The sequence below is a fragment of the Prevotellamassilia timonensis genome (assembly GCF_900106785.1).
In the GTDB taxonomy this organism is placed as follows: domain Bacteria; phylum Bacteroidota; class Bacteroidia; order Bacteroidales; family Bacteroidaceae; genus Alloprevotella; species Alloprevotella timonensis.
Genome location: NZ_LT629845.1, coordinates 914,022 through 926,364, shown reverse-complemented (window position 1 = coordinate 926,364; position 12,343 = coordinate 914,022). Strand labels below are relative to the sequence as shown.

13 protein-coding genes and 1 tRNA gene are annotated in these 12,343 nt (G+C 42.8%); 9 read left to right on the top strand and 5 right to left on the bottom strand.

Going from position 1 to position 12,343, the window contains the following annotated elements:
- Positions 1-318: 318 nt before the first annotated feature.
- The 6 genes from BQ5453_RS12310 to BQ5453_RS12280 all read left to right on the top strand — a co-directional run bounded on the left by BQ5453_RS12310 (position 319) and on the right by BQ5453_RS12280 (position 6,209).
- A complete protein-coding gene (locus BQ5453_RS12310; RefSeq protein WP_143033408.1) occupies positions 319-648 on the top strand; it encodes a hypothetical protein in 330 nt (109 codons plus the stop codon).
- A gap of 1,051 nt (positions 649-1,699) precedes the next feature.
- Entirely contained in the window at positions 1,700-2,323 is a 624-nt protein-coding gene (locus BQ5453_RS12300; RefSeq protein WP_071123413.1) for a hypothetical protein, read from the top strand.
- A 257-nt stretch (positions 2,324-2,580) separates the two neighbouring features.
- Positions 2,581-3,102 (top strand): hypothetical protein, encoded by a 522-nt coding sequence (locus tag BQ5453_RS12295; protein WP_143033407.1) that lies wholly within the window; start codon positions 2,581-2,583, stop codon positions 3,100-3,102.
- Positions 3,103-3,179: 77 nt separating this feature from the next.
- On the top strand, positions 3,180-3,518 hold the full coding sequence (locus BQ5453_RS14205; protein ID WP_143033406.1) for a hypothetical protein: 339 nt from the start codon (positions 3,180-3,182) through the stop codon (positions 3,516-3,518).
- A gap of 37 nt (positions 3,519-3,555) precedes the next feature.
- Complete coding sequence (locus tag BQ5453_RS12285; RefSeq protein WP_071123410.1) at positions 3,556-4,200, top strand: SHOCT domain-containing protein; 645 nt, start codon at positions 3,556-3,558, stop codon at positions 4,198-4,200.
- A 65-nt stretch (positions 4,201-4,265) separates the two neighbouring features.
- A complete protein-coding gene (locus BQ5453_RS12280) occupies positions 4,266-6,209 on the top strand; it encodes a hypothetical protein (RefSeq protein ID WP_071123409.1) in 1,944 nt (647 codons plus the stop codon).
- 3 nt (positions 6,210-6,212) lie between these two features.
- Here BQ5453_RS12280 and BQ5453_RS12275 read toward each other — a convergent pair whose 3' ends face one another.
- From BQ5453_RS12275 to thiD, 5 genes are all read right to left on the bottom strand, one after another.
- On the bottom strand, positions 6,213-6,911 hold the full coding sequence (locus BQ5453_RS12275; RefSeq protein ID WP_071123408.1) for a site-specific integrase: 699 nt from the start codon (positions 6,909-6,911) through the stop codon (positions 6,213-6,215).
- Between the two features lie 130 nt (positions 6,912-7,041).
- A complete protein-coding gene (locus tag BQ5453_RS12270; protein ID WP_071123407.1) occupies positions 7,042-7,962 on the bottom strand; it encodes an IS982 family transposase in 921 nt (306 codons plus the stop codon).
- 107 nt (positions 7,963-8,069) lie between these two features.
- Complete coding sequence (locus tag BQ5453_RS12265) at positions 8,070-8,492, bottom strand: hypothetical protein (protein WP_071123406.1); 423 nt, start codon at positions 8,490-8,492, stop codon at positions 8,070-8,072.
- A gap of 373 nt (positions 8,493-8,865) precedes the next feature.
- Positions 8,866-8,940: transfer RNA gene (locus tag BQ5453_RS12260), tRNA-Arg, on the bottom strand.
- A 189-nt stretch (positions 8,941-9,129) separates the two neighbouring features.
- Positions 9,130-9,909 (bottom strand): bifunctional hydroxymethylpyrimidine kinase/phosphomethylpyrimidine kinase, encoded by a 780-nt coding sequence (thiD, locus tag BQ5453_RS12255; protein WP_071123405.1) that lies wholly within the window; start codon positions 9,907-9,909, stop codon positions 9,130-9,132.
- 62 nt (positions 9,910-9,971) lie between these two features.
- Here thiD and BQ5453_RS12250 point away from each other — a divergent pair, with 62 nt between their 5' ends.
- From BQ5453_RS12250 to nadD, 3 genes are read left to right on the top strand one after another with little or no spacing between them, the layout of a single operon-like run.
- On the top strand, positions 9,972-10,847 hold the full coding sequence (locus BQ5453_RS12250; RefSeq protein ID WP_071123659.1) for a YicC/YloC family endoribonuclease: 876 nt from the start codon (positions 9,972-9,974) through the stop codon (positions 10,845-10,847).
- Between the two features lie 10 nt (positions 10,848-10,857).
- The gene (gmk, locus tag BQ5453_RS12245; RefSeq protein WP_071123404.1) at positions 10,858-11,421 is read left to right on the top strand and encodes a guanylate kinase; all 564 of its coding nucleotides are present in this window, start codon (positions 10,858-10,860) and stop codon (positions 11,419-11,421) included.
- A 14-nt stretch (positions 11,422-11,435) separates the two neighbouring features.
- Complete coding sequence (gene nadD / locus BQ5453_RS12240; protein WP_071123403.1) at positions 11,436-12,014, top strand: nicotinate (nicotinamide) nucleotide adenylyltransferase; 579 nt, start codon at positions 11,436-11,438, stop codon at positions 12,012-12,014.
- Positions 12,015-12,343 lie beyond the last annotated feature (329 nt).

Genomic DNA, 12,343 nt, shown 5'->3' with positions numbered 1-12,343 from the left:
ACAGATTGTTCTACGTCCCTATGCCGTTTTATCTACTGCATACGTCCATGTTGACTGCGCGGCAGCGGGGTAAGGTGTGTAAGATGTGTGCAGGAGTGTGTAAGATACTTTGAAATCATCTTACACTCTTGAAACATCTGTGTATCAATTTGTTATGTGCAAAAAGTGTAAGATGACAGTAAAAGTGCACACACTCTTTTACAAGTAGGCAGACGGGGAGGGAGCAAATATTTGTGTACAAATTGTACACTTTTTTTGATGGGTGCAGTGCCTTGGTGTTACCTTTGCAGCACTTTTGAACCAAATTGTATGACTACCATGAAACGAATGCTTAACAGAATGCTGCGCTATGCCGATGCCATTGTGAAACGTGGCGTTGACAAACTGATAGACGCTATCGGACAGAGTCCGGAACCACAAAGTAAAAACGCTGAAACACCCCAACCGCAAAAAAGCATGGGCAACGACACTGACTGTGCACCGCAAACAACTGGCAACACCACGAACCGCGGTCTGACAGAACAAGCCTTCAGCCTTATGGACGAACTATGCGACTTTCGCTATAATGTGCTTGATCGCACGCCCGAAGTGCAACGGCGCGACCAGACGGACAAAGGAGGAGTTCACTGCCGTGGCCCTGAGGCGTGAATTGGTGCAGCTGCAAGTGCCGCGCCGACGCAGCAGCAAGGCTACATTGTACTGCGTGAGGCGCAGAAACTGATGATGTCAGAAGAATGTGGTGCTCGTTGGCGGTGGCGCGGGCGGTGGGAGGTCGAGACCCCAAGGTGTGAAATTTTCCCTTGAAAGGTAGCGGATTTTGGAGGCTATCAGAGACCCCGAAAGACTTCGGGGGTGTGGTGTGGGTGTTTGGTCGGGTGCATTGGGGTCGTTGGATAGTCAGAAACTCCCGAACTTCATGAGTATAAAGGAACTCGGGGGGTGTCGTTTTGTTACTTTTTGAGAACTTAAAAGGTGATTTTGAAGGCTCGGAAACAGCAAAGTGTAAGTTTGGGATTGAGGTAGACATTGCGAAACTCGGAGGGTCGTTTTAGATAGTCCGAGACCTTGGATTTGGGCGCATTGTGAAACTTCGGGGTGCAAATTAGAGCGTGCGGAAACTTGGCATCTATGCACATGGGAAACTTGGAGTGTGCAATCGTGGTATTTGCGAAACTTCGGGGTGTATTTTGTTGTGTGGGTGTGGTGTGTGCATTGGTTTCCTTTTCTTCCTTTTCAATGTGTTCAACCATTTCGGCATTCGTGCGTTTTGGGGACTTTTGTCGGGGCGAAGGAACTCAAACGAGGGTGCTATTTAAGATATGTTTACATATTCCGTTTTGTCGTGGGGGGCGTGGTTTGACGATGTAGGGCGGTCGGGGGGGCTTCCGACGGAGGGGTTAAGGGGAAACCCCTTAACAATCCCCTAAAGACGTCTGTATCAATGCTTTTTTTTTGCTACTACTTAACAAAACGCGGATTTCTTCAAAAATCACGCCCACTTTTAAACTCTCTCGATCGGCACGTAGCTATTGTTTTGACTACCAGAAGTTGGTGGATCAATTCGGCATCAATCTGATTACGGGTGACTCGGACGATGAAGAGGAATAATCTGTGGCATAAAAAATATCATTATTTTTTGGGGGGGTAGAAATATATCTATATATTTGCAAATGCATGTTTAACTACTAATTTTTATGATATGAGAAAGACTCTATTCATGCTTCTTGCTTGTTTGTTTTGCGTCTTTGCACAAGCACAGACTAAGGTAGAGGTCACACTTACAGATGGCAAGGTCGTGAAAGGTACTACCAGAACCTTGTTCTCTGTTGATGATGCAAACTCTATTAAGGTGAAAGACGCCAAGGGGGAAAAGAAAACCTACAAATCCACAGAGGTAAAAAATCTTCGTGTTTACGATGACAAAAGCCAGAAATGGTACACCTTTGAGGCTTCGAAAGCGCAAAAAGCGTTACCCAATGTGTGGAACAAGAATCCGAAACCTTATAGCGACCCTGTGTTTTTGCAGGTAGTTTATGAAGGTAAGAACGTCACGGGATATGTTCACAACATTTCCACGCAGACCAACACTAAGACCCTTCAACTGACAGGTACGGGAGGTATGCTCTACTTCAAGTTGAAGAACGAAGATGTAGCTCGCGCTTTTTGGATGAGTGCGGCGGTTGGTTGGAGAGCAGAACTCAAATTGGTCTTCAAGGATTTTCCTGTAATGAAACCCGTTATCAAGGAACTTGACTCAAAGTCTTTCTATGCAGACCCATTTGCGCTGATCAAAACATTTGATGGACTTTTGGACAAAAAATAAGATTGTCTGAAGGAATAAAGAGCATGGTACGCTCATCTGAAATAGATGATTGTACCATGCTTTTTATGTTCACTTCTGCTCGGAAGAGGAATAGTCAACGGAACTTTTCGTTTATTACAAAAGGCACGGAGCTTTTACCCCGCTTCCGTGTTTTTTTGTGGTACGCTCGGCATGAGCATTAGTTGGCAAGTGGTTGGGGCATTTTGCTCGCAGCAGCTGTGGCTTTGGGATATGGCATTTACAAGACCCTTTCAAAGATGAACGAGATGAGTGCATCAGAGAAAGCGCTTGCAGAAGTCAGACAGAAAGGTCAGGAGGGTATTGTGGAGGAGAAAAACAAAATCGAAGCCTTGATTAAGGTGGCTAAGGATGAAAAGTTGTCGCTTGACGATCGCCAAAAGGCGGTCAATGCGCTGAACAAAATTATCCCGAACTACAATGCGCAGTTGGACGCGACCACGGGTAAATACATGGAGAACAAGAAAGCCTTGGACGACTATCTGAACTCTCTTGCCAAGAAATATGAGTTGGAAGGTGCCAAAGATTTGCTCAAAGAGATTGGCAAGGAGAAGGCGAAACTTGCAATGGAATTGAAAGAGGCTGATGATGCGATTGAGAAGGACAAGCAAATCAATGCTTCATCAAATTTTGTGGGTGGACGTGAAGGACGTGCCATGGACACGGGAGCGGCTACTTATACTGCACATCTGAAAAACAACAACAGGCAAGTGAGGCACAAGGATATGCGCAAGGTGGTTTTACTCCGCAAGGCAGAGTAAATGAAGAAGTAGGCGTAGTTCATGCCGGGGAATGGGTGGCATCGCAAAAGTTGCTCGCATCACCTGTGGCAAGACCTTTGATTAACGCTTTGGACTATGCACAAAGGACTAACACCATCGGATCCTTGCGAGCCGGTGATGTCTCACGAACAATTGTGGGAACAGGTGCGGTGGCTTCGCCTTCACCGCAACCTGTAATTATTCAGACCCCCACGGATAATGTAGCTTCGGCAGCTTTGGCACAGAGTGCAGCTGTACTCAGCCGTTATGAGAGAACCATGTCGCAGTTGAGCAAACGATTGAATGAGCCTTTTGTCACCGTGAACACAGTGACAGGGGACACGGGCATCAAACAGGCGCAAGATGAGTATGATACACTCATGCGCAACAAGTCTCCTAAATCAAAGCGGAAATAAAAGGTATTTATTACCTTTGCAGAAAAAATTAAGAATTATGAGTTTAGTAGATCATGAAGGTTCTGTAGAATATCCATTCTCACAGAATACTGTATTCAAAGCGTTAATGGCTGCGATAAAAAAGTTAGATTCATTCTCACTTGATAGTGCAGATGAACTTTCAGGAAGAGTTGTCCTAAAATCAGGTATAAGTTTGGCAAGTTGGGGAGAAAATATCCCTATTCAACTTGTCTCAATTACCCCAAATAGAACAACTATGAAAGTTATGTCAACGCCCAAAACAGGAATAATGTTTGGCGGTGCTAACGATTTGGGAAAAAATAGACGAAACATAGAAAAGATAATTGCAGCTGTTTCTAAAGAACTATCTAACATGCCTAAAGAGCAAGAAGTTAGTGTAACACCATCTTCTGAGGAGGTTATTGATAGTCTTGTTAAGCTAAAAGGTTTGCTTGATTCTGGTGCAATTAACAAAGATGAATATGAAGAACAAAAGAAGAATCTTTTATCTTCAAAATCTAATAGCACTTCAAGCACTGCCTCTGTACAACAACATGTAGCTAACGAAGATACGAAACCGATAAAAATCGAGAGTAGTAGTTCTGATACTTCTTTGCTTGTATGGCTTACTATTGGAGCAATAGCTATAATTGTAATATCGATGCTGACAGCTTTAGCTTGATAAGGTCTTTTCCTATTATACTATTTATGCGTTACTTTGTTTAATAACATTGTAGCGCATTTTTTATGGAAATCATCATCAACAATAAACAAGCCGTATTGAAGGAAGGCACATCGTTTGACTTCATTGCCGAGAATAGATTGTTTACGGGAAGTGACAGCTATACGCTGACGATTACTTTCCCTTTGCGAGGGTGTGCCCAAAATATAGCGATTTTTGGGCATATCCACCGCGCAGATGTGGCAAAGAACAAGGTGGTGTTCGATTGTGAAATTCGCGATCGTGACTTTTATCGGAGTGGCACCATCACCATTACGGAAATATCAGATGTGGAAGTCAAGACGCAATTTTTGGAGGGACGCAGTGAGCAAAACTTTGATGAGACATTCGACGATATTTATTTGAATGAACTGGATTTGGGTTATCCCACAAGCCGAGTGGCGGTTGCAGGGCATTGCATGGACGATATGCGCCCATACCCTGATAATTTCTGGATCCCGTTGCCCTGGGTGAATAACACCTCGGGGAACATTCAAAATGAAATGGTGTGGAGTGCAGACAAAAATGAATTTATTTGGCCGCATGAAACCAATGCGCAAAAGGGAGCACAGGCTTTGTCGTTTCAGCCATACTTGCTGTATATCCTTTACAGAATATGCAAGCAGGTGGGTTATAAGTGGAATTTCATGGCGTTGGAAAACTCTGCCTTTGTTAATCTCCTTATATGCAACACCTTGCCTGCGGCATGGGGTGCTTATAACTTTGCGCTTGCTTTGCCACATTGGACGCTGACGGAGTTCTTTGAAGAGTTGGAGAAGTTTCTGTTTGGGGATTTCACCATCAACCACAAACAGAAAACGATTTCTTTCAAATTTTCTGATGCCATTGCCACGGAAGCAGATGAGGTTCTGTTGGACAAGGTGGTGGACAGTTATACCACCCAAGTCACGCAGGAGGACAAGTCGGAATACTTGGGTAGCGTGAATGTGAAGTATGAGGACAATGGCAGTTTGCTTTGGGCGTACCATTCGTGTGATTGGTACATTCGCAAATATGGCAAGGATGCCAAGGTTTATGATAAAATGGCAGATTTGTTGGAGGCGGCAAAGTCGCTTAAAATAAGTGGGGTGTACACAAGGCAAACAAGACCGAACGCCAGCAGCACGCAGTATGTGCGTGGCTACAAATATGGCTCTGATGGACACAAATTGTTTTATGTCAAGGAAAACCGCACGTACTTTGTCATGTACTGCTACAAGTCGGAGTTTGTGATGGAGGGTACTTCGGGCTTTTCAGACAAGACGAAAACGAAGTGGTATCGCTATTATAATCGTTTGCTCCCCGTCAATGCCTATGGGGAACGCTTTGCGGACAAGAATGCAGAGGATTTGGAACTGAAAATTGTGCCAGCTTGGATTGAGGGGACGGGGGACAGTCACGGCAATATGCTTTTCATAAATTGTGGCGAGATGGGAAGCAGTGAGAATTGGACACTGACAGAAGATGGGAGCGGTTCTTCAAGTGGTAATCGTACTGATCGTGTGTTTGGCAGTTCAACATCAGCCAACACCATTGACTACGATGCAGGTGATTTGGCGCAAGGTGCGGCAAGCCGTACCATTGCCAAGGGGGAGAACAAGAACACAGACGCTTACTTTGACCAAATATATATGGGCTTTTGGAACGGGGTGCAGTACTTCAAGCCGTATATGCCGCACCCTGTGGTGGATTTTGTGGAAGTCTCAGATGAGTTCCAGGCTTTCGTCACGCCTTTTTCACTTCGCTTGAATGAGGGAATGTGGGAGGAGAAACGCGAAGTGTTATACAAAATAGATGGCAAGAAGAAGTATCAGTTTTCGTTCTTGTCTGATACTTTGCCCAACCCACGTGCCTTATTTTATATAAGGGGAGGCAAGTATGTATGCGAAAAAATAACTGCGACATTCAAGGAGAGTGGAATGTCGCAGCTATTGAAAGGCACGTTTTATCGTGTTTTAGATGATGAATAAAGCTTAGATAATGGCGCCTTGGAGTGCGGTGGCATGGCGCTCGATGGTGGTACGCAAAACCTTTGCGTAAATCTGTGTGGTCCGAATGTCCTCATGTCCGAGCATTCGGGCTACATTTTCGATGGGGACATCATGCGCCAAGGCGAGTGTGGCAAAGCTGTGGCGGGCTACGTGGAAGGTCAAATTCTTCTTGATGCCAAGCTGTGCTTGTATCAAGTGAAGGTAATCATTTGCCTTTTGGTTGGAAATTTTGGGCAAGTTGAAGTCATATTTCTTCAACACTTCCATGGCAGGGGCAAGGATAGGGGTGAAGAACTTTGTATCGGTCTTGATGCGGTTTCCATCAATGAAAACCAAATCACCCTCCTTCACTGTCATGGACTGATAGTCAAAGTTCTGCACATCGCAGAATGCAAGACCTGTGTAAGCGGAGAAGATGAAGAGGTCGCGCACCCGTTCCAACTTTCCATCAAAGGGATAGTCACGCATTTTCTTCAATTCGGGTTCGAGCAGAGGTTGGCGTTCTTTGCTCTTGCCACGGGTAACACTCACAATTTTGTAAGGATTGCGCGGTATTTCGTCCAATCGTGCCAGTTCGCCCACCCATTTCTTCAGGCGTTTGTGGTAGCCATAGATGGTAACGTCACTCCGCTCGCCATTGTGCAGCCATCGGTCAAAGGCAAGAATGTTCTTGGGGGTCAAGTCGCCATACGTCTTTAGTTTACCATACGCGAGTTCGAGATAATATTCTAAAAAGTAAAGAGCAGAAAACCATCCAACCTACAAAGGGTGGCCATAAAATGGTCACCTATCAAAATTATGTAAGTTTATTTTATTGCCAAATTACAAGTTGCCCGTCAGATGGGGGAATCTCATAGTCAAAGTTGACATGAGGCTTGGTAGAAAAGAAGCAATACGCCCCCATTGCAGCCAAAATATTCATAATGAAATTATGCAAACTCAGATGACGAGTATGTACAATTTGAGCTACATTTTTGAGCATATCGTTTACAGATTCAATGACACTTCTTTTGCGTAACATAATCTTATCATAAAGTGGCATGAGTTTCTGTTTCATGTTTGAGCGAAGTCCTGTAACAATATGAACGCCTTTATCCCAAAGTTTTCCAAAAAGAGTCTGAGAAATATAACCTTTATCTGCATACAACTTACCAAAAACCTTGTCAGTCAATGCATTCATAACATTCTCATTGCGATCGTCGACGTTGGCTTTCGTAAGATTAAAGTTTATTATTTCACCTTTTTCGTTGCATAACAGGTGTAGCTTGAAGCCTATGTACCACCCCATGGTGCTTTTACCCTTTGTGGCAATATCCTTGAAAACTTTCATGCTGTAAAAGCGCTTGTTGTGTATAACAGGAATGCACGTACTATCAACAAAACTAATACCTGTGCATTTACCGAACACTGCTAATTTTAAGAACATCGTCATTGCAACGAAACAACGAGGCATAACCTCTATAAAACGATTGTATGAAAAGGTTTTAGGGAATAAATCCTTCCACACTGTTCGTACACAATACAGATAATAGTGCTTAAAATTGCGGTAAGAATTAAAGTGGAAACAAATCAGTATAGTGATGACTTCTGCATCAGACATCATACGCTTGCGGTGCCTTTTGGGCGCATTATCACTATCTGGAAGTACTTTTTTTGCGAATTCTTTCTCAAGTTCTTTGCAAAAGTCGTCTGCGATGCAGAAAATTTCAGTAATTTTGTCCTTGCTAATCATTAGTAATTTGTTTTTTGTTTCACTATAAAGTTACTAATAATCAATGAATTAGCAAAGGGTAAAGCGAACTATTTTGGCTCGTTTTACCCTAATTTTCTACGCAATCCTTATCCCGAACTCGCGTTACCATAGGTCTTGACGGCATCAATCACTACTTGCTTGTGCTTGCGCGTGCCGATTTTAATGTCCTCGGCTGCCAACGCTTGCTCGCAGTAGGCGATGAAATCTTTGTTGGAACTGTCCTTCTGTTCCTCCTCTTCCTCACCAAAGAAGTGGCGGTTGAAGTTTTCAATTGTAGATTCCTCACCGAGAATTTCCATTGTGGTGAGGATCTTTTTGCAATGGTCAATGACCTGCAAAGTGTCGAGTGAACGTGATTTTTCCTCCCATTCTTCAGGAGTGGTGGTGCATACCATTATATATTTACGCACCTTCTTGCCAAGATTTACCACTACATCGAGACAACCACATCCCTTTTTAGCTACTTGCTTTTTTCTGTCGAATACGACTCTTACTGCTGAATCTAACATAGATTTTGCTTTTGTGCAGCAGAATAGCGCAAAAGTGGAAAAGTTTTTTTCAAAAAAGGAAACTTTTTTCTTTCAGCAGTTCGAAAGTCGTGCTTTGGTATCACCATCAAAAAATTGGTATCACCTTGGTATCACTTTTTTGTATCGTAGAGTATCGTTATGTCCTCTTTTGTCCACTTTGGCAAAATATCCCACTGCGAAGTGAAACATTCGCATTCTCAAAATTAGACCACATAACATTACTTTTTCGTATCGCACCATAATGAAATATAGTGTGTATCTGCTTGATAATCAAAACAAAATAAGTGGTATCTACATCAATGTAAATACCACTTATACTTTTTGATTTCTGATTTCCTTAAAAATCACTCAGTGACCTCGTTGGGGTTCGAACCCAAGACCCACGCCTTAGAAGGGCGTTGCTCTAATCCAACTGAGCTACGAGGCCTCCGTTTTCGGTGCAAAGGTAAGGAAAAATTGGAATATAGCAAATAGTTCGTTGCTTTATTTTGAAGGTTGAGCTTGTATGTACAGTCAATCAGAATAATGTGTAAAGCTTAAAACTATATATGCAGATGAAGAAGTAGAAGAGCAAACGTTGTAGCTCATTCTGAATCTTGATCAATCTTCTTACTATTCAAGGAACGAGATAGAGTGGACCACAACCATTTCCGTGTTTGTAGTTCGCACCTTGTTTTATGGCATTGAACAGGAATTGTTTGGCTTGGGCTATGGCATCTTTAAGTTCTAAGCCTTGGGCTTTATATGATGCAATAGCAGAAGATAAAACGCAACCCGTGCCATGTGTGTTATGGCTATTAAGTCTTTCACTTTGAAACTTGTGCAATGCGCCATCAAATAAATAATCAGTGGGTGAGCCTGGAAGGTGTCCGCCTTTAACCATTACAGGTGTGCCTTTTAATTTGTTGTATAAATACTGGGCCAACTCATCGGCAGTAGCATCACCCAATTGGGCAAGATGACGTGCCTCAGGTAAATTGGGCGTTATAAGTTGACATAGCGGCATAAGTTCTTCAAGCATGAACTCGTATGTCTCGTTGTCGACGAAAGATAATCCTGATGACGAAATTAAAACAGGATCGAATATGCAGAACTTTGGCTTGAATTTACGCAGTAATTCTGCTATGGCATGTGCTATAGCCAGGTTGGGCACAATGCCAATCTTTACACATTGGGGCATACAGTCCTCCATGGTAACTGCAGCCTGGTCAAAAACCAATTCAGCGTCAATGGGAATACTGCGTTGCACACCTAATGTATTTTGTACCGTCAAACACGTGGGAACTGCTTGTGCGTAGCAACCAAGCAGAGTCATTGTTTTTATGTCTGCCTGGATACCAGCACCACCGGAGGGGTCGGAACCAGCAATCGTAAGGCATACTTTATATTGTTTCATGTGGTAAAATTGCGCAAAAAATGGTACTTTTGCAAGCAAAAGACAAAAAAATACAAGCTAAAATGATTCAATCAATGACTGGCTTCGGTAAAGCCGATGTCGTTTTTAACGGAAAGAAAATTCACGTAGAGGTTCGATCTTTGAATAGTAAGAGTTTGGATCTTAATACGAGGGTTGCCCCATTGTATCGTGAAAAGGAAATGGAAGTTCGCAGAATTATTGCGACTGCCATAGAACGTGGTAAGGTAGACTTCACAATATGGATTGAAAAGGACGAAACTTCGGCTGCAGGCTGTATAAGCAGCGCCGTGGTGGCAAGCTATGTAGCGCAAATAAAGAATATTTGTGAGGAACAACACATGGAACTCCCGCAAAATTTGTGGGAACTTGTGCTACGTTTGCCAGAAACGACGCAAACTTCTGTGACCGAGACTTTGTCAGACGAAGAATGGCAGGTCGTTCGGGGCGCCATCGATGAAGCTATTGAGCACTTGGTAGACTTCCGGAAGCAAGAAGGAGAAGCGCTTTATAAGAAGTTTACAGAAAAAGTTGACAACATTGAGCGTTATCTTCATGAAATCGAGCCTTTTGAGAAAAATCGTGTTGAGAAAATTCGTCAACGTTTAACAGACCGTTTGGCAGAATTGAAAGGGGTTGACTATGATAAGAATCGCCTGGAACAGGAACTCATCTATTATATTGAGAAGCTTGACATAAGTGAAGAGAAACAGCGCTTGGCCAATCATTTGCGCTATTTCCGTGAAACTATGGACTTGGGGCATGGCCAGGGTAAGAAACTCGGCTTTATTGCCCAAGAAATGGGACGTGAAATCAATACGACAGGTTCGAAGAGCAATCAAGCCGAAATGCAGAATATTGTTGTGAAGATGAAGGACGAGCTCGAGCAAATAAAAGAGCAGGTGTTGAACGTAATGTGATTTTAGAAATATGGCAAAGGTTATTATATTTTCGGCTCCTTCGGGTAGTGGTAAGAGTACAATAATAAACTACTTGATGGCGCAAAATTTGAATTTGCATTTCTCAATTTCGGCCACAAGCCGCCCGCCACGTGGCACAGAAAAAAATGGTGTAGAATATTTCTTTCTTTCACCAGAGGAATTCAAGACGCTTATAGCAAAAGGGGAATTCTTGGAGTATGAGGAGGTCTATAAGGATAGATTCTATGGCACTTTGAAATCGCAAGTGGACGCTCAGCTTGAACGTGGAGAAAATGTCGTATGCGATGTAGACGTGTTGGGCGGACAAAATATAAAAGCATATTACGGGGACAAGGCTTTAAGTTTATTTATTCAACCACCCTCAATAGAGGTGTTGAAGCAGCGTTTAGAATCGCGAGGTACTGATGCCCCTGAGGTTATTAAAGACCGCCTAGCTCGTGCAGAATTCGAACTATCTTATGCAGACAAATTTGACAAAGTTGTTGTTAATGATAATTTGGAAGATGCGCAGAGTGAAGCATTGTCGTTGATAAAGACTTTCTTAGAGAAGTGATCCAATAGATCGATATGTTGCGCAAACGAGTAGCCTTGTTTGGAGGGTCATTTAATCCAATCCACAATGGGCATATAGCACTTGCACATGCCGTATTAGAGCAGAATTTAGTCGATGATGTATGGTTGTTAGTCTCACCACAGAATCCTCTAAAGGAACAGTTAGGGCTTAAACCTGAATATTGTAGATTAAATCTGGCTCGAAAGGCTCTGCAAAATGAAAAGCATATATTGGCAAGTGATTTTGAATTTGATTTGCCTCGTCCATCTTATACATGGAACACATTGCAAGCCTTATCGCTTGCTTATCCACGAACAGAGTTCCTACTTTTGATAGGTGCCGATAATTGGACATGCTTTGATCATTGGGCGAACTACAAACTTATTATTCAGAATTATAGATTGTTGATATATCCGCGTCCTGGATACGATATAAAAGCGGACAGTCTGCCTGTGGGGGTGAGCGTCATAAATGCTACAATGCTGCCTGTAAGTTCTACAATGATAAGGGATTTTGTTGCAAATAAGACCGACATCAGTCCGTTGGTTCCCGCGGAAATCGTAGATGATGTAGTCAATCTGTATAGTAAATAACAAATGTAGGCGTGATCGTGATACTATAGTGCATACGTTCGCGCCAAAAATGTTTTTGATATTTTGTCTGCACTCTACACTAATGAATGTATTGTATTGAAAATCAGCGTATGTGTGAGTGTAGATACAGCTAAGTATTGTCAGCACAACCTTTTGCATTAAATGGTTGTACTTGACAGCGAAACCAGTCATGGGAGTAAGGAAATTCAGTCGGGGTAATTGACATTTCTTGTTCCCATGATTGTTTTTACTTGTTGACGTATCTGTTAGACCATTCTGTTGAATGAATGCAGGCTGGGCTGGGTCGTGCAATGAAATATATAAGACGT